Consider the following 16,866-nt stretch of genomic DNA (forward strand, 5'->3'; position numbering starts at 1 on the left):
TGAGGTTGTCGGACAACCGCGCTCCCGTCAAGATGTCCCCATGGCGACCACCGCGCGGCGGCCGCTCGCGGACGACATTGCCCGGGCACTCAAGGCAGAGATCCGCGAGGGCGTCTACCCACCCGGCGCCCGGCTGCCGACCGAGGCCGACCTGTGCCGCCGGTTCGGCGTCTCCCGGGCCACCGTGCGCAGCGCGGTCAAGGAGCTCGACGTGCTCGGGCTGGTGCGCACCCAGCACGGGGTGGGCACGTTCGTGCGCAGCCGGCCGGCCGTGCACGACGGGCTGGAGCGGATGGGCTCGATCACCGAGTCGATCAGGGCCAGCGGCAAGGAGCCCGGCCACGAGTACGCCCGGCGCACGCTGCGCCAGGTCCTGCCCGACGAGGCCGAACGGATGGAGGTGCCGCCGGACACCGAGGTGCTCGAGCTGCGACGGCGGATCACCGCGGACGGCGAGGTGGTGGCCTACTCCTACGACCTGCTGCCCCGCGGCCTGCTGCCGGAGGACTTCGACCCCGACGAGCTTGCCGGCTCGATGTTCGCCTACTTCGAGAACCGGCTGGGGGTGCGCGCCACGCTCGGGCTGGCCAGGGTGCACGCGGTGGAGTCCGCGCACATCGCCTGGGGCGCGAACGCGAGCAAGCACCGGCTGTTCATCCTGCTCGACCAACTGCACTACGACACCGGGCACCGGCTGCTGGCCTACTCGCGCACCTACTTCGTGGAGGGCGCCTACGAGTTCCAGCTGATCCGCACCGCGCCGTGACGCGCAGTCGTCTGACAACTCCTCACGCGTCGGCGGCGCGCAGCAGTATGTCCAGCAGCGCGTCCGGGGCGTCCCTCATCACGTTGTGGCTGACCGGCAGCTCGTGCGTGCTCCAGCCGGGGTCGGCCCGCAGCCGCCGGTACACCTCGGGGAACGGCGAGCCCGGCCAGCCGGACAGGTAGACGTAATGCTTGCGCGCGACCGTTCGCCAGGCCCCGGTCAGCCGCGCGACCTGCGTCATCGAGGCCAGCGGGTGGGACGTGGTGCGCGGGTCCAGCCCGGGCGGCGCCGCGATGGTGTGCCCGTCCGCGCGGGCACCCTCCAGGAAGAGCTGGCGGAACCCGTCGGTGGTCAGCTCCCAGCAGGACTGGCCGTCCTCCGGGACGTACGCGTCGCTGTACACCAGCGCGCGGACGCGTCCCGGCGCCCGGTCGGCCACGCCGCTGATCACCATGCCCGCGTAGCTGTGCCCGCACAGCACCGCGTCCTCGATCCGCTCGCTGTCCAGCAGCCCGAGCACGTCCCGGACGTGGGTGTCCAGGTTCGCGCCGGCCAGGTGGTTGCGCTCGCCGATGCCGGTCAGGGTCACCGGGTGCGCCCGGTGGCCGCGCTCGCGCAGCCGGTCGGCCAGCGGCCCGAAGTACCACCCGCCGTGCCAACCGCCCGGTACCAGAACGAATGTCGCCATGCCCGCACCATGCCAAACCATGAACGCGGTCAGTCGATCAGCCGGTCAAAGAAACCGGTAGCCGCCCCGAAGGTCATGACCGTAGCGAGCATGACGTCCACTACGGACCCATGTCCCGGGCACAACCAGGCAAACTGTGATTGCCGCAAATGGCCGATAGCCAGAAAAACCGCAAGGCCGGCGTCCGGTCACTGATTATCGCAACTTGTCGAACGAGATGTTTCAGGCGGCGGCGACCGATACCTCGTAGGCGGTGGGTGCCGAGGTGTCCAGGATTCGTCGGCCTGTGGGGTCGAGCAGCTCGGCGGGGTCGTGGATGGAGGAGTCCGGGGCGCTCGGGCGCGCGCGTGGATACGATGGGGTCGTGACGGCCGTGAACGTGTTGCCGAGCGAGCTGCGCGACCTGATCGCGTCCGGCCCGTTGGCGCACCTGAGCACCATCAACCCCGACGGCAGCCCGCAGGTCAGCGTGGTCTGGATCGGGCTGGACGGCGACGAGCTCGTATCCGGCCACATGGGGTGGTGGGTCAAGCTGCGTAACATCGAGCGCGATCCCCGGGTGGTGCTGTCCTTCGACGCGCCCCGGGTGCCCGGCGTCTTCCTGAACGAGTATGCCGTGGTCCGGGCGCGGGCGGTCGTCACGCCGAGCGACGACGCGTGGGACCTGCTCAACCGGCTGACGAAGGTCTATATGGCACCGGACGTCGAGTTCCCGGCGCCGAAGGGTCCCGGCTACGTCGTGCGCTACACCGTCGAACGGATCGGCGGCGTCGGCCCGTGGGCGGCCCGGCGGACGAGAACGGAAGGATGACCGCGGTGAGCGACTCGAACCCCGGCGGCGAGCGCGTTCCCGAGCCGCAGGGAAAGGCGCTGGGCATGCCTTACGACTTCCGGCGCCCGACGGTCGCCCGGTTCCGTGCCCGGTGGTGGAATCCCGAGGAACCACGCCTGTTCACGCCCAAGGCGTTCGGCTGGGGCTACGACATGAACCTCTACCGGCTGTTCCATCGGCGGTAATGCCGCTCAACTCCGGGCCCGGACCGATCAAGCAACCCGGTGGGCGCCTCCCCGCCATGACGTGACGCACTCACCTCGCTCCTTCGCATGCCCTTCCTCAACGTGAGTCTGTAAGGCATTATGAGATTGGGGCGGTCTGGCCCTTGGTGGCTGTCCTTGCGGTTCGTTCTACGCGATCGATCTTGGACGGCGTGAACGCGCTGGGATCGACGTCATCTCGACCTTCGGGGGTGTCGGTCATGCTCGTCGGGATTCGGGATGTGTCCAGCGGCAGGGCGCGGCGCACCCGTTTGAAATAGCTGCTAACGATTTTTCGTGAAGGAGACCTGGGCTATGAGCTCACTCTCATTGGACAGCGGATCGGATATTCAGTCCGAGCTGATCGACCTTGGCTCGGTTTCGTTGAGGGCACTACGGGAGCTGAACCAGCCCGAGTTGAGGCACGCGCTCCGGCATGTGATGCGGCAGGCCGAAATCCCACGGGTGGCGGCGTCTGGCGGTTCCGAACCAGGGAGTCGGGTCGACTGACCTGACCGGTCCGGCGGCGCGCGGGATGTCTGGCGAAGGGGTGGTTCCGGTTTCCCCGGATCAGCATGAGGAGGGCGACGGGCTGACGCTCCACCGTCTGCCCTGGGACGACTTCGATCTCATCGCCCGTGGCGCGGGCGGAGCCAGAGTGGTGCGGCGGTTGCGGCGCGCGGAGCGCAGCAGGAGGCTGCTCCTGCTCAGGGCGCTGGTGGAGGAGACCATGAAGTCTCCGGAGCTGGCTGGCCCGCTGCCACCCCCGGACGACGCCTGGGAGCTTCTGGCGCGTGTCCAGGAGAATGCGCCCGCCGCACTCGACGTGGTGCTCGCCCACCCCTACACCGGCACCTGGGCCGGCTACACCACGCGCCTGGTTCGTAACCGGATCACCGGGGCCTGTCCGACGTGGATGCATGTCGGGCACCTGCACGCGTTGGCGGCCGCCGCGGCGATCCGCGCCGGGCTCGACTTTCAGACTCGGATACCGCTCTGGAACGGCGGGGCCATCCTGCCGACGCTGGGGCTGGCTCGGTTGGCGGCCGATTCGCCGTGGTCGGTGGCCAGGGTGTGCCGTGAGCACGGTCGGGTGGAGGTCAGCGGCGAGGGTGGGACCGTGCGACTGCCGACCGCCGTCGCGGCCGACGCTCCGGGATGGTGGGGCATTCCACGGCTCACCGTGCGGGCCGGAGGGCGTGAGCTCTCGGTGCACCTCGATGACCTCGACCCCTACCGGGGCCTCTATGAACCGGTACCGCCGCAACGGATCGAGGACACCGAACGGAGCGCCTGGCGCGCGCTCCTCGACGAGGCGTGGCGCCTGATCGCCGCTCACCTCCCGGATACCGCCGACGCGCTCTCGGCGGGGCTCGACGCGATCGTTCCCGGCCCCTTGGACCCGTTCCGGATATCGAGCTCCTCCACCGGGGAGGCGTTCGGAAGCGCGATCATCTCCCGACCGCCCGATGCCGCCGGCCTGGCCGCCACGCTTCTGCACGAGTTCCACCACATCCGGCTGGGTGGCCTGCTCCACCTGACCCGGCTCCATGACGCGGACCCGCGCGAGCGGTTCTACACCCCGTGGCGGGATGACCCGCGCCCGATCGCCGGCGTGATGCAAGGGGCGTATGCGTTCTTCGGCGTGACCGCGTGCTGGCGAGCGATCGCCCGGGCCGGCACGGGCGCAGGTCAGCGTCGAGCTTCCTTCGAGTTCGCGCACTGGCGCGAGCAGACGTGGCGGGTGCTGCGGGTGCTGCGCGCCGCCGCCGCCCTCACCCCGGCCGGGCGCCGGTTCACCGACGGCATCGCCGAACGGCTGGGCCCCTGGCGGGACGAGCCGGTCCCCGCCGACCTGGGCGCCCTGGCTCGCGCGGTGGGCGCCGATCACTACGCCGGCTGGCGACTGCGCCACCTGCGCCCGGACCCCCGAACCGTGACAGGCCTGGCGGAGGACTGGTTGGCCGGCGGCCGGCCGGCGACGCCGTGGCCGGTCACCGATCGACCACCCACACCGGTGCCGGACGGTTCCTGGTCGCGCGCGCGAGCCGACCTGGTCCGGCTCCGCCTCAGCACCTCCTCCGACGCGCGGGACGCGTCATCCGCGTTGTCCAGGACATGGTCGAGCGTTCCCGACGCCACGGCGGCCGACTTCGCGTACGCCTCCGGGCGGTTCGTCGACGCCGCCCGGGCGTACCGTGCCGAACTGGCCGCGAACGCCGACCGTCCGGCTTCTTGGGTCGGCCTCGGCCTGGCCCTGTCCGAGTTGGGCACGATACCGGCGGCACGGGCACTGCTGCGCTACCCCGAGGTGGTCCGGGCGGTGTACCGGCGGATTCCGGACCGCGCGCGAACGGCATCGACCCCCGAGGACCTGGCCTCCTGGATCGGCCGGTTCACGTACTCGGCCGGCGGCCTGTAGGCCGACCCGCCGCGATCACAGTGGCAGCGGGTCGATGTCACAGTCGGCGCGCGCCCCGGCGGCCGCCGCGGTGGTGGCCGGGTGGGTATCGCCCAGCAGACGGCGATACCGGGTCATGACATCCACGTACTTCTTCTCCGCCTCCTCCGTGCGACCGATCGCACGCAGGTCGAGGGACAGGTTTCGAAGCGCCGCAAGCGTGGTGGGATGCTCGTCGCCGAGCACGCGGGTGCTTCGGGCCAGCGCCTCGGTGCCGAGCTCGAACGCCTTCTCGCTGTCCCCCAGTGCCGCCATGTCGCTCGCGAGGTTGATCGCCGCGACGATGGCGTAGGGATGATCCGTTCCGAGCGTCGCCCGAAACCGCTCGACCGCCCGCTCGTCGAGTTCCCGCGCACTGCCGGGATCGCCGAGCAAGCGCTTGATGACCGCCAGGTCGACTCGCGCGGACATGGTATGTGGGTGGTCCTCACCCAGGGTTCGGCGGTACCTGTCGAAGGTCTCCTCACCGAGCTCGCGTGCCGCGTCCAGCTCGCCGGCCTGCCTGAGGTCGATCGACTGGGCCAGGGCGCAGTCCATCGTCTTCGGGTGATTCTCCCCGTAACGCACGCGGAAATGCCCCAGCACTCGAGCGGACAGGTCCCGGGCGCCCTGGTGGTCGCCACTCTTGCGCCTGGCCACAGCCAGGCTGTAAAAAGCGGGCAGCGTGATGGCGGTGTCCTCACCGAACAGTTCGCTCAATCGCCCGGCGAGTCTCTCTTGCTCGGCGCGTGCCCACAAGTATTCACCGGCCTCACGCCGCGCCAGGACCAATGTCTGGAGCGTGTTGGTGGTCTTCGGGTTGTCGAAGCCGAACAACTCCAGCCTGCGTGCGTACGTGTCGTCGCTCAGCTCGCGCCCGCGCTTGTATTGTCCGGCCAGCGCAAGGCTCACGGCAAGGTTCTGCGCGGTGGTCAGGGTCATGGGGTCGTCGTCGCCGAACAACCCCTTGGCTTTTTGGTAGATCTGCTCGCTCAGGTCTAGTGCGGCGATGAAGTCGCCTTGACCCTTCAGGTCGGTGGCGACGCTCATCTCAGCATCGACGGTCTCTTCGCTGTTCACGCCGGATGTCTGGCGGCGCAGCTCGACCGTTCGCTTGTTGATCCTTGCCGCGTCCCCGTACCGGCCGAGGGTCCACAGGTAGAAACCCAGCAATGCGGCCGCCTGAAGTGTCTGAGAATCGGCTTCGCCCAGCCTCTCCGACCAGCTGTCATACGCTTTCTGGGCGAGTTCGGCGGCCTCCTCGTGGTCACCCCAGTAGAACAGGAAACTCATCAGGTTCAGGACGAGCTGCCGTACCCAGGCGTCGTCGCAGGCGATCACGTTCGCCGCGTACGCGTGCGTCAGCACATCCTGGTAGCGCGGCCAATGCTTGGGTGGGACCGGATCGCTGGGATCGAAGTTGGCGAGCAGTTGATGAGCGCCATGGCGCATCTTCTCCGCACGTTGCGTCGTCATGCGGCTGCTCAGCACCAGCTGCACCAGCCGGTGCAACTGCAGCGTGTCGTGCCGATGGTCGATCTTTGCCAGGCCGTACCGATGAATGTCTCGGATGGTGCGGCTGAGCTGCATCGGGTCCCGCAGGGCCGAGTCCAGGTCCGGCGAGATCGACACGCCGCGGACACCGGTGAACAGGCCTCGAGAGATCGGCTCAGGGGCGAAGAACGCACATACCTGCAGGAGCTGGTGCGCCGCCGGGTTCCGGGTGCTCAACTCGTCGAACGAGACGTTCCAGGCGGCGGCGACCGATACCTCGTAGTCGCTGGGTGCCGAGGTGTCGAGGATTTCGGCGGCCTTCTCGTCGAAGAGTCGGAGGTACTCGTGTACGGGCATCCCGGTTTCGGCCCGCCATGCGGCTGCTTGTTCGATGGCCAGCGGCAGGTCGCCGAGCTTCTCGGCCAGCCGGTCGGCGTCGGCGTCGGCTATCTCCGGGCCGCGTCGCTTGAGTAGTTCCTTGCTCTCTTCGCGGCTGAACACCGCGACCTCGAGTGGGCGGGCGACTCCGGCCCAGGCTGGGTTCCGGGACGTGACCAGGATTTCGCCGGGTCCGTTGGTCGGGAAGAACGGGCGTACGGCGTCGGGGCTTTCGGCGGAGTCGAAGACCAGCAGCCACTTGCTGTAGTGCTTGCCGACCCGTAGCGCCTCCCGCACGGCGGGCACGGCCGTGTGTGCCTCGCCGCTTCCGGGCAGTCGTAGGCGCTGTGCCAGCTCGGTGAGCGAGGCGCGGATTTGGGCCGGCTGCGTGGCCTGAACCCACCAGATGATGTCGTAGTCGTTCAGGTGGCGGTAGATGTACTCGACGGCCATCTGTGTCTTGCCGATGCCGCCCATGCCGTGCAAGGCTGCCGGCAGCACCGCGGTCGCACCACCGGCGGTCAGGCGCTCGCTCAACCACCGGAGTTCCTCCACGCGCCCGGTGAAGTTGGGATTGCGTGGCGGGACATTCCCCCAGACGGGCGGAGCGTCGCCGGCATGTCGTTCACCGGAGAACGTCGGTGCCAACCCGTCCAGCGGAGTCGGAGGTGTTATTTGAGATGTCTCAACCTTGGCCGGCTCGCGCACGGTTTCCCCGCCACGGGTGGGTGAGTCGAGAACAGGGGTCAATGGGCGAGTCGGCTCGGTCACGGCGGCCATTGTGACAGCCTCCCTGTCCCGCGCACTAGCACCAAAAGAGGTTCTGTGGGGGGAAGTTGTGCGCTCGGTGGGCTGAATGGCATCGCCGCGATCTTCGGCTCGATCTTCAGTGCCCTGAATCCGGGCCGCGCGGGACAGGTAAGGCCCGCTGAGGGCGCGCATCACGTTGCGTTCGATCGCCACGTAATGGGCGGTGTCAGGGGTGAGTGCCGGATCAGGGGTGCTGTCCGGGGCGTCGAGTGCTTCTCTGAAATGACTGAGTGCGCCGTCGTCGTCCAAATGATCGGCGACCAGGCGCACGACATGTGCCGTCTCGGCCCGTCGTGCCCCACTGAGTAGGACGCTGCGTACCGAGTCGACGAAGTCGAAGCCGGTGGTGTCCCAGGGGCGTCCGAGGGCGGTGTCGGGTGGTTGGAGCAGGCCGCTGGTGAACACCTCGGCGAGGTGGTCGGCGCCGGACTCGGGCACGAGTTGGGCTTGGACCAGTCGTGCTACCGGCACGCTCACCGGCACGGCGGCGAGCAGGGTGGCGAGTCGGAAGGCCGGGGGTGAGGCGATGCTGAGGAACTTCTGGACTCTTTCGTCGGCCGATGGGTGGGTGGTGCCGTGGGCGGCCAGGCTGGGTTCGGGTGGCGCTGTGGTCGGGGCGCGGTTGTCGGCCAGCAGTACGGTGGCGTGCGCTGGTTCTGGGTGGCTGGCGGTGATCAGTCGTGCCCACCAGTGCAGCCAGCGTGGTTCGAGTTCTAGTACGGGTATCGGTATGGCTCCGGTGGGTGCCGCGTCGGCCGGGTCGGGTGTGAGCCAGGAGTCGGAGAGTTCCAGTTCCCAACGGTGGTTGGGGCTGAGTGGGCCGGGCACGCTGAGCCGGGCGCGGTGCAGGGCCAGCCCTCGGTGTTCCCAGAGTCGTTGAGGTAGCAGGTGTAGCACCGCGACCGGCATCGAGGCGCCCCATCGGGCCAGCAGTGCGGTCACCGCCGTGTCGTCGCGCCAGGACTGTCCCACGCCGTCGGTGAGGACCAGCAGGATTCGCCGGCCCGTGGGGTCGAGCAGCTCGGCGGGGTCGTGGATAGGGGAGTCCGGGGTGCCGCCGCGTAGTACCGGCAGCACCGGCTGTGCCGGTGAGTCCGGTGCGGGCCGGTCGGTTTCGAGCCGTCGTAGTTGGACCGAGCGGAATGCGCCGAGTCGTTCGCACAGTGCGGTGAATGCGTGGACGGTGGATCGCCAGAGCGCCATGGATGGGCTGGTGTCGACGACGAGGGTCAGGTCGAGCCATCGTGTGGTGTCCGGTGTGGTCACCGGTAACCACAGCCCGGCTTGTACCGCCTGCTCGGCGGTGGCGTCCTCGTCCAGGATGACCTCGTCCGCATTCTGGGCCAGCACCTTCCGCTTGAGCGGGCGCAGCGCACGGACCATACCGGCGGAGCCGGGGAGGAACGGCCGAGCCTGTCGCTCGGCGCCGGTATCCAGGTCGGGGACGGGCAGGACCAGCGACTGGCGCGGTGACCGCTCCTGCCGGCTGGTGGGCGACGGCTCCGGCGTCCGGGCGTGGCCGGGCGTGCCGTCGGGACCGTCCGTCCCGGGCGGTGGCTGGGTGTCGGGCGGGACGGGGAGGTCCGGCTCGGCCGGCCCGTCGCCGGCGGGCTGGGTGACCGATGCCAGCCAGACGGCGTCGGCCAGCTCGAACCAACTCAGGTCGGCCACGCCGAGCGATGGGACGGCCGCGCTCGAGGGGGAGAGAGTCCACTCGACGGCATCGGATCTTTTCCGATGCTCTGGATCTGGCCAGGGACTGACGGGAGCCGTTTCCATGTTACGGCACCACAGACGTCAGCTGCCGCCACAGGGAATCAACCAGTCGCGACCACGAGGCATCGTTCTCGCGATAAGCGCCCGAGGTAGCCAGATACACCGCCTCCATCAGCTTGTCGGCCGGCAGTCCGCCATTTTTCTCGCTCCGCTCCATGAACTCCTGGACCAATCGCAGGCGGTGCTCCTCGTTCGTACCCACCAGGTGGGAGGCCACGATGGCGGCAAGCTGGTCGGCATTGGGCGGACGTGTCTCGAGCCGCAGGCAGCGACGCAGGAAGGCCGGCGGAAAGTCTCGCTCGCCGTTGCTGGTGATGATGATGACCGGGAAAGCATGGCACCGCACTCGGCCGCCGGAAACGGTGGACGTCGCTTCCGGGTCATCGGTGAAAACCGTCACCTCGGGCTCGCGGTTGCGTATCCGTTCCAGCTCCGGAATGGTGAACTCGCCGTCTTCGAAGATGCTCAAGAGATCGTTCGGCATGTCCGCCTCGCTCTTGTCCAGCTCGTCGATGAGCAGAACGCGGGGCAGCCTGGTGGGCATAAACGCGGTTCCCAGTGGCCCGAGCCGGACGAACTCACCGATCGACGGCTCCTGGCCGACCAGGTCGGCGACCTCGCCCGGGTCCGGCGCCCCGCCACCGGTCTCCCGGCGCCACCTGGCCACGGCCTGCGTCGTCCCGGCGGCGAACGCGCGCCCGATGGCGTCGTAGGTGTACAGGCCCCGCTTCAGCGAGGTGTGGCTGGTGATCGGCCACCGCAGTACCCGGCCCAGTCGCAGCTCTCGGGCGATGCGAAAGGCCAGGCTCGACTTGCCGGTGCCCGGGCGTCCGGTGACGAGCAACGGGCGGCGCAGGTACAGCGCGGCATTGACCATGTCCACCTCGTGCGGGTCGACGTCGCGCACCTGAAACTCCGAGCCGAGCCGTCGTTCCATCTCGCCGTCGTCCTCGGGAGGCACGTCGTGCGCGGGTAACGGGCCGCCGCGAAAGCTTCGCCACGGTGGCGCGGGCGGAAGCAGCTCATTGAGCGGGACGTCGTAGGACGCTCGACCGGTGCCGTGGTAAACCCACCAACCGGGCGATTCCAGGTGAGACCGACCCGCGTGGCTAGGATCATCCACGGTCATCTGACGTACCTCCTCCTCGCTGCGGAACCGGTGACGCCTGATCGAGGGCCACTACCCGGTTCGGGTCATCCCACAAGATCACCAAGTCGCGCATGAGCTTCATTTCGGTCGTATTTTCCAGGTCTTTGAAGAGGGCCTGGCGTGATGCGTGTGCCCGGCCGGGGATTTCACTCAGGTCACCGTTTTCGGCGAGCTGGGAAACGATCTTTCGAAGTTGTTCGGGTGATCCCTCGGGGTGCCACATCAGTGCCGCCAGTCCCGAGCGTAGCGCCGCGGTCAACTCATCCGCGCCGGGCCGGGGCTCTGGCGGCGGTGCCTCGGTGAGCACCATCACCGCCCACTGAGGATCAGCCAGGATCGCCGCGATGCGATGCCTTTGCGCCGTTTCCTCAGGCACGGCGAAATGGATCTGTGCCGAGGGGTCGTTCATCAAGGTCAACCAGCGCTGATGCCACAGCCGATACCAGTGCGGCGACCGCATGCGTTCGAGCGAGCGCACCACTATGGGATAGGCGAGGCACAATGGATAGGGATCTCCTGAGTCGTGCTCCTTGTGCCAGCGATAGACCGGCAGGCTCAGCAGCTCGCGGGGCAGGACGAACTCCAACCCCACCGTCCCCGCATGCCCGGACCACGCCTGCTCCGCGCTGACCACCAGCTCGTCGACCGCCCGTTCGAGCTCGTCCAGTTTGACCATTCTTGATTCGCTGCGCGCGGGCGGCCACGTCGCCGGATCGTCCTGCCGCCAAAAGCAGACCAGGTACCGGTTGGGATCGATCGCATCGGCCTGCACCACGATCATCAGGTGCAGCCGGGAGTCCTCCGAAACAGGGGAGGAACCAACCAGCTCGCGCCGTTCCCGCAGCACGGATGTCAGCCGCAGGCGACGAGCCTGGTCGTCATTCCACTGCATGAGCTTCGTGCCGATCTCGCCGCCGATCTGCCGTGCCGCGAGCTCGACGAACATGAGAGCGGGTGGCAACCCGTCGGGCGCGGCGTTGAACTCCGCCAGGTAGGAGAACGCCTCCCAGGCATTCGCGGCGTTCCACGCCGGTGATACGCCGGGACCTCCGGCCCGGTGCACCAGGGTCGGAAGCTGCGAGACCGCGATGTCCACCAGCCAGGGGCGCAGTCGCTCCATCTCCTGGCGGGGTAACACGTCGAGCACGCCCGGTGTGTCTTCCGGGTTCGCCGCCACCCAGCCGTGGTCGGGCAGGCGTAGCCATGCGACGGTCGAGGTCTCCTTGACCGAAACAGGAATCCTGCGATACGAGTTGGGGGCGGACGCCGGGTCGTTGTGGATCACATCGTGGTAGAAGGACTCCGAGGCGATCACTCCGAGCACCCCGGTCGACGATTTCAGCGCGTTTTTCGCCTCCGGTGCGTCCAGGATGCGGAAGGTGAGGTCGACGGCGTGTCCCACCACGCCGTTCTTGTCGCGGCCCACCGGACCCGCGTGCAACGCCATCCGCAGCTGTATTGCCGCGCCGGCGGAATGAACCGCGTTGTGCCGGCGCAACGCCGCAACCAACCTGTCCGGGAGTTCATCGGCCAGCCGAATCGCGGGCACATCCGCCGGCACCAGAATCATGACCCCGTCGCCCCGGTCCTCCCTGTGACACGCGGCCAGGTCGACTCGTGCCTCCGCAAAGGCGTCGTGCAGCGCCTGATACATACCTTCGCGCACGACGCGCTGGTGAACCGCCGTCCGCTCCGGATGGGTGTAGCTCGCCACATCGACAACGACGATCGTCTGGTGCCGCATGGACCACTGCGGCGGCACGAGAACCCCCTCCCGCGAACGCCAGTCCGCCGTCGATCGACGACGGTGCGATACCCGAATTATGCTCGACCTGGTGGACGTTCGGGTACCTTCTGGTCAAGGCCCGTAGGGGACATTTGCATCGGCTCTGGCATCGGCGACGGCACGAGACGGTGCTCGCTGGCGCCATGCGGTCTCCTGCAGCGTGCGGCGCCATTCGTGCAGCGCCCGCCGCTCGGCCGCGAGACGACGGTACTGCCGCTCGACCACGTGAACGGTCCAGGAGGTGCCGACAAGCAGGCCGGCCCCAAAGCTCAGCAACATCAGAACGACGACGATCAACACGGTGCTCATCCGGATCGCCCGCCGATCTCACCACGACGGCTCGGTTCCCGGCCGCCTCCGCCCGCCGGCGAGCGCGGCCCGCCCGCCGGGCCAGGCGTCATGCTCGACATGAACGTCACCCCTCCACCCGATACAGATCGCCCATTCAGGGTGCGGGATGGCCGGTTCGAGAAACAGGGATTCCTACCACTGGCGAACCGGTATTTGTGTACGTTCAGAAGGTGTGCCGGCGAAGCGCGCCGACGTCGAGCACCGTCACCGTGCGGCGCTCGGTCCGGATGAACCCCTGGGTGCGGAGCGCGCGCAGCGCCTTGGCCACGGCCTCGCGGGACGCACCGACCCAGCTCGCAAGCTCGTCTTGGGTAATGGGCAAGGCGATACGGACACCGGTCTCGGTCGGTTCGCCGAAGCGCTCGGACAGCTCGACCAGCAGGCGGGCCACCCTGCCGAGGGTGTCGTAGACCCCGAACTCGAATCGCTTGCTGTCCGCGTCGCGCAGCCTCCCGCTGATAATCCGCAACAGTGACCACATCGCCTGCGGATGGGCGTGCAGGAAAGCAATGAACTCCAACGCTCCGATCACCAGGAACTCGGTGTGCTCCATGCACTGGACCGAGGCCGACCGGGGCAGCTCGTCGATCACGGCCAGCTCGCCGACCAGGGCGAGCGGCCCGCGCACCGCCAGGACCACCTCGGTGCCGTCCTCGGCGGACCTGAAGATCTTTACCCGGCCGGAGGTCACGAGGACCACCGTGTCGGAGCGGGTGCCCTCGAGGAACAGGAACGCGCCCGCCGGCAGCCGGCGGTGGCGGCCGAGTCGAGCGAGGTCGTCCCGAGCCCGCTCGCTCAACCGCGCGCCGAACTCCCATGCCTCGGCGGTGTCGTGTTCCACCGGTGTCTCCCTCGGGGCAGGAACGATGCCAACGCTGCGCACCGCCGCCCGCCCTTTCGGCCCGCGGATACCGGTCGCCACCAGCGCGCTTGCCCGTTACCAATCTGCCTTATCGGGCCGTGGTATGGGGGAGATGACAAAAATGGTCGTGCCTCAGTTCGCCGAGGGCGGGATGTTCTGGTTGAGGCGGAACAGGTTGGCTCCGTCGTACGTCGCTTTGAGCGCGGCCAGGCGGGCGTAGTCGTCGGGGTGGTAGCAGGTGCGGACCTGCTCGACGGTGCTGGACTCGCCGAGCACGAAGTTCGGCGAGCGGCCGAGCGTCCAGGGCGCCACGGCGTCGGCCAGCCGGCCGGGGGCGGAGCGGGCCTCGCTGGGGCCGGGGCCGTCCACCACGGTCAGCGCGCGCAGCAGGTAGGACGCATCCCGGTGGGCGATCGCGCTGGGCACCGACGGCCGGCGGGACAGCGCGCCGCCCAGGTGGTTGAGCTGGACCACGCACGGGACGGGGGCGTCCGGGCCGGTCAGCTCGAGCACGGACGTGGCGAGCGACGAGGGGAGCTCGCTCAGCATGGCGTTGGTGCCGTAGTAGCCGTGCGGCATGGTCGGGTCGGCGGTGATCGAGCCGGACTCGGTGTACGGCATCTCACCCAGCGTGTCGATCAACCGTGGGCCGAGCGCGCGCAGCGGGGCGACCAGCCGCTCGCCGTCCTGCACCGCGCCGGTGTACGCGATCCGGACGTGCGCGACGTAGCGCCCGCGCAGCGGCTCGGGCACCATCGGCAGGTCCGGGTACGGGACCAGCCCGACGCCGGAGGTCAGCTCGTCGGGCACCGTCGCCGTCCACTCCGACCACGCCGCCAGCACGTCCGGCACCAGCTCGCCGGCGAAGTAGAGCCCGCCGCCGTACAGCGTGCTCACCGGCACCAGGTCGATCTCCAGCGCGGTGACCACCCCGAAGTTCGCGCCCGCGCCGCGCAGCGCCCAGAACAGGTCGGGGTCGCACTCGGCGTCTACCCGCCGCTCCCGGCCGTCGGCGGTGACGATCTCGACGGCGCGCACGTGGTCGGCGGTGTAGCCGTACTCGCGGGAGAGCAGCCCGAGCCCGCCGCCGAGGGTGTAGCCGACCACGCCGACGTCCGGGGCGGAGCCGCTCAACGGCGCCAGCCCGTACCCGGCCGCCTCGTGGATCACCCGTTCCCAGCGCACGCCCGCCTGGACCCAGGCCGTCCGCGCCACCGGATCCACCCGCACGCCCGACATCCGGGCGGTGTTGACCAGCACCCCGCCGTCGGCGGCCACCGCGAGCCCGTGCCCGGTGGCCTGCACCGCGACCGGGAGCCCGCGCCCGGCGGCATACTCGACGGCGGACCGCACGTCGGCCGGCCCGGTGGCACCCACGATCAGCGCGGGACGGTGCTGGTAGGCGGCCTGGAAGCCGGTGCGTTCGGCGTCGTAGTCGGGGTCGGCGGGGGCGAGCACCGGGCCTCGGACCCGGTCGGCCAGGCTCATCGTCTTCTCCATACCCGCACGCTATAGCGCCTTTAGGACAGCAACTGTCCGCAAGACGTGTGATTCTGGACGGCATGACGGCGGACCTACCTGCCCGGCTGCTGCGGCTGCTGTCGCTGCTGCAGGGCCGGCGCGAGTGGTCGGGCGGCGAGCTGGCGGACCGGCTCGGGGTGAGCGGGCGGACGGTGCGCCGGGACGTCGACCGGCTGCGCGAGCTCGGCTACCCGGTCGAGGGCACCACCGGCACGGCCGGCGGGTACCGGCTGGCGTCCGGGCGGAACCTGCCGCCGCTGCTGCTCGACGACGACGAGGCGGTGGCCATCGCGGTCGGGCTGCGCACGGCGGCCGGGGCGGGGGTGGCCGGCATCGACGAGACGGCGGTGCGCGCGCTGGCGAAGCTTGAGCAGGTGCTGCCCGCCCGGCTGCGCGGCCGGGTCACGGCGGTCGGCCAGGCCCTGGTCGGGGTGCGGCAGCCGGGCGGCGGTCCGGAGGCCGACCCGCGCGCGCTGGCGGTGCTGGCCGCCGCCTGCCGGGACCGCGAGCTGGTGACCTTCGACTACCGGGGACGCTCCGGGGCGGCCGGCTCCCGGCGGGTGGAGCCGTACGGCCTGGTCGTGGCGTCCGGGCTGTGGTACCTGATCGCCTACGACCTGCGCCGCGACGGCTGGCGCACGTTCCGGCTGGACAGGTTGGACGCGGCGACCCCGGTGCGGCTGCGGTTCACCCCGCGCCCGCTGCCGGCGCCGAACGCCGCCGCGTACCTGAGCCAGGTGCTCGCCGAGGCGCCGTACCGCTACACCGCCCGCGCCGAGGTGCCCGCCTCCGTCCAGACCGTCCGCGAGCGGGTGCCCACCCTGCTTCCCGGCAAGATCGAGCCGCTGGGCGCGGACCGCTGCGCGGTCACGCTGGGGTCCGACTCGCTGGACCGGATCGTGCGCGACCTGCTCGCGCTGGACACGGACGTGACCCTGGAAGCGGACGCCGAGGTGCTCGACCATCTCCGCACGGTGGCCCACCGGCTGCAGGCCATGACCGGAGATCCTAGTGGTGAAGGCCCCGTTTGCCCGGGGTCCAGAACGGTTTGACGGTGACCGCCGAACGGGGCCAGCCCCGCTCGCGCACCAGGTGGTCGCGCACCGCCTGGCAGGTCCGGGCCTCGCCGGCGACGTAGGCGACACCGGGCGTGGCCGGAAGGTCGAGGGCGGCCACGGCGGCGGGTAGCAACGGGGAGGACGCGGCCGGGGCGCCAGCCCGGTGGACCCGGCACACCCGGTGCGCGTCCGGAAGCGGCACCTCGTCGCGGGGCGAGTCGCTCTCCACGACGGCGTAAACGGGCTCGGAGGGCGGTACCGCGCTGATCAGGGGTACGAACGCGCACGATGCCGTCTCCTCGCCGACGAACAGGTGGTACGGCGCCGAGCGGACGGCGAGGTCGCCCTGCGGCCCCCAGAACGTCACCGGGTCGTTCACCCGGGCATTCCGCGCCCAGCTCAGGCCGATGCCGTCGGTTCCGTCGTACAGGTGCGCCCACAGCTCGAACGCCTGCTCGTCCGGGCAGTGCGCCACGACCGTGTAGGTGCGCAGCGTCTCCGCCGGGCGCAGCAGCCCGTACAGCGACAACGGGTCGTTGATCTGGATCCTGACGTGCTGGCCTGGCGTGTACCGCCATCCGGCCGCCGCCGGCGCCGTGATCCGGATGCGCCGCATGGCCGGGGTGACCATCCCGGTCTCGCTGACCGTCCCGGTCGCGAAGTGTTTCGCGAACGCGGAGCTCAGCGGCCTGAGCGACCTGCGTCCCCTCGGCACCGCCTGTTCGGTTGTCATCGACTCCCCGCTCCTAGT

The 16,866-nt window shown here is 69.7% G+C and carries 13 protein-coding genes; 5 read left to right on the forward strand and 8 right to left on the reverse strand.

What is annotated here, in order from left to right:
* The first annotated feature begins 40 nt into the window (after nt 1–40).
* Nucleotides 41–766 carry a GntR family transcriptional regulator gene (locus N912_RS0110550; RefSeq protein ID WP_051580012.1) on the forward strand — a complete coding sequence of 242 codons (726 nt, stop codon included), beginning with the start codon at nt 41–43 and terminating at the stop codon, nt 764–766.
* Between the two features lie 22 nt (nt 767–788).
* On the opposite strand, the gene N912_RS0110555 is transcribed toward N912_RS0110550, so the two are convergent.
* Nucleotides 789–1,454: an alpha/beta fold hydrolase gene (locus N912_RS0110555; RefSeq protein WP_028922399.1), complete on the reverse strand. Its 666-nt coding sequence runs from the start codon at nt 1,452–1,454 to the stop codon at nt 789–791.
* A 364-nt stretch (nt 1,455–1,818) separates the two neighbouring features.
* Between N912_RS0110555 and N912_RS0110560 the strand changes: the two genes are divergently transcribed.
* The 3 genes from N912_RS0110560 (at nt 1,819) to N912_RS0110570 (ending at nt 4,911) form a co-directional block, all read left to right on the forward strand.
* The gene (locus tag N912_RS0110560) at nt 1,819–2,265 is read left to right on the forward strand and encodes a PPOX class F420-dependent oxidoreductase (RefSeq protein WP_245645244.1); all 447 of its coding nucleotides are present in this window, start codon (nt 1,819–1,821) and stop codon (nt 2,263–2,265) included.
* A 5-nt stretch (nt 2,266–2,270) separates the two neighbouring features.
* A complete protein-coding gene (locus tag N912_RS0110565; protein ID WP_037064621.1) occupies nt 2,271–2,471 on the forward strand; it encodes a DUF5808 domain-containing protein in 201 nt (66 codons plus the stop codon).
* A gap of 676 nt (nt 2,472–3,147) precedes the next feature.
* Entirely contained in the window at nt 3,148–4,911 is a 1,764-nt protein-coding gene (locus tag N912_RS0110570; RefSeq protein WP_245645245.1) for an HEXXH motif domain-containing protein, read from the forward strand.
* Between the two features lie 15 nt (nt 4,912–4,926).
* On the opposite strand, the gene fxsT is transcribed toward N912_RS0110570, so the two are convergent.
* The 6 genes from fxsT to N912_RS0110605 form a co-directional block, all read right to left on the reverse strand.
* Complete coding sequence (fxsT, locus tag N912_RS0110575) at nt 4,927–9,282, reverse strand: FxSxx-COOH system tetratricopeptide repeat protein (RefSeq protein ID WP_245645246.1); 4,356 nt, start codon at nt 9,280–9,282, stop codon at nt 4,927–4,929.
* 109 nt (nt 9,283–9,391) lie between these two features.
* Complete coding sequence (locus N912_RS0110580) at nt 9,392–10,516, reverse strand: AAA family ATPase (protein WP_028922404.1); 1,125 nt, start codon at nt 10,514–10,516, stop codon at nt 9,392–9,394.
* Nucleotides 10,503–12,299 (reverse strand): VMAP-C domain-containing protein, encoded by a 1,797-nt coding sequence (locus N912_RS50965; RefSeq protein ID WP_051580014.1) that lies wholly within the window; start codon nt 12,297–12,299, stop codon nt 10,503–10,505. Before N912_RS50965 ends, N912_RS0110580 begins: the two co-directional genes overlap by 14 nt.
* A gap of 96 nt (nt 12,300–12,395) precedes the next feature.
* Complete coding sequence (locus N912_RS0110595; RefSeq protein WP_028922405.1) at nt 12,396–12,632, reverse strand: hypothetical protein; 237 nt, start codon at nt 12,630–12,632, stop codon at nt 12,396–12,398.
* Nucleotides 12,633–12,837: 205 nt separating this feature from the next.
* Nucleotides 12,838–13,515 (reverse strand): Crp/Fnr family transcriptional regulator, encoded by a 678-nt coding sequence (locus N912_RS0110600; RefSeq protein WP_028922406.1) that lies wholly within the window; start codon nt 13,513–13,515, stop codon nt 12,838–12,840.
* Nucleotides 13,516–13,668: 153 nt separating this feature from the next.
* Complete coding sequence (locus tag N912_RS0110605; protein WP_028922407.1) at nt 13,669–15,036, reverse strand: FAD-binding oxidoreductase; 1,368 nt, start codon at nt 15,034–15,036, stop codon at nt 13,669–13,671.
* A 62-nt stretch (nt 15,037–15,098) separates the two neighbouring features.
* Between N912_RS0110605 and N912_RS50970 the strand changes: the two genes are divergently transcribed.
* Nucleotides 15,099–16,109 (forward strand): helix-turn-helix transcriptional regulator, encoded by a 1,011-nt coding sequence (locus N912_RS50970; protein ID WP_051580015.1) that lies wholly within the window; start codon nt 15,099–15,101, stop codon nt 16,107–16,109.
* On the opposite strand, the gene N912_RS0110615 is transcribed toward N912_RS50970, so the two are convergent.
* Nucleotides 16,066–16,848, reverse strand: coding sequence for a siderophore-interacting protein (locus N912_RS0110615; protein ID WP_051580016.1), 783 nt, complete (start codon nt 16,846–16,848; stop codon nt 16,066–16,068). The genes N912_RS50970 and N912_RS0110615 overlap by 44 nt on opposite strands.
* Nucleotides 16,849–16,866 lie beyond the last annotated feature (18 nt).

Source organism: Actinospineispora acaciae DSM 45401 (assembly GCF_000620785.1).
Classification (GTDB): Bacteria; Actinomycetota; Actinomycetes; order Mycobacteriales; family Pseudonocardiaceae; genus Pseudonocardia; species Pseudonocardia acaciae.

What these genes read in the sequence shown, in the direction of transcription:
- N912_RS0110580 (WP_028922404.1), bottom strand. Translation starts at nt 10,516, where the DNA reads ATGACCGTGGATGATCCTAGCCACGCGGGTCGGTCTCACCTGGAATCG.
- N912_RS0110595 (WP_028922405.1), bottom strand. Translation starts at nt 12,632, where the DNA reads ATGAGCACCGTGTTGATCGTCGTCGTTCTGATGTTGCTGAGCTTTGGG.
- N912_RS0110615 (WP_051580016.1), bottom strand. Translation starts at nt 16,848, where the DNA reads ATGACAACCGAACAGGCGGTGCCGAGGGGACGCAGGTCGCTCAGGCCG.
- N912_RS50970 (WP_051580015.1), top strand. Translation starts at nt 15,099, where the DNA reads ATGACGGCGGACCTACCTGCCCGGCTGCTGCGGCTGCTGTCGCTGCTG.
- N912_RS0110550 (WP_051580012.1), top strand. Translation starts at nt 41, where the DNA reads ATGGCGACCACCGCGCGGCGGCCGCTCGCGGACGACATTGCCCGGGCA.
- N912_RS0110555 (WP_028922399.1), bottom strand. Translation starts at nt 1,454, where the DNA reads ATGGCGACATTCGTTCTGGTACCGGGCGGTTGGCACGGCGGGTGGTAC.
- N912_RS0110605 (WP_028922407.1), bottom strand. Translation starts at nt 15,036, where the DNA reads ATGGAGAAGACGATGAGCCTGGCCGACCGGGTCCGAGGCCCGGTGCTC.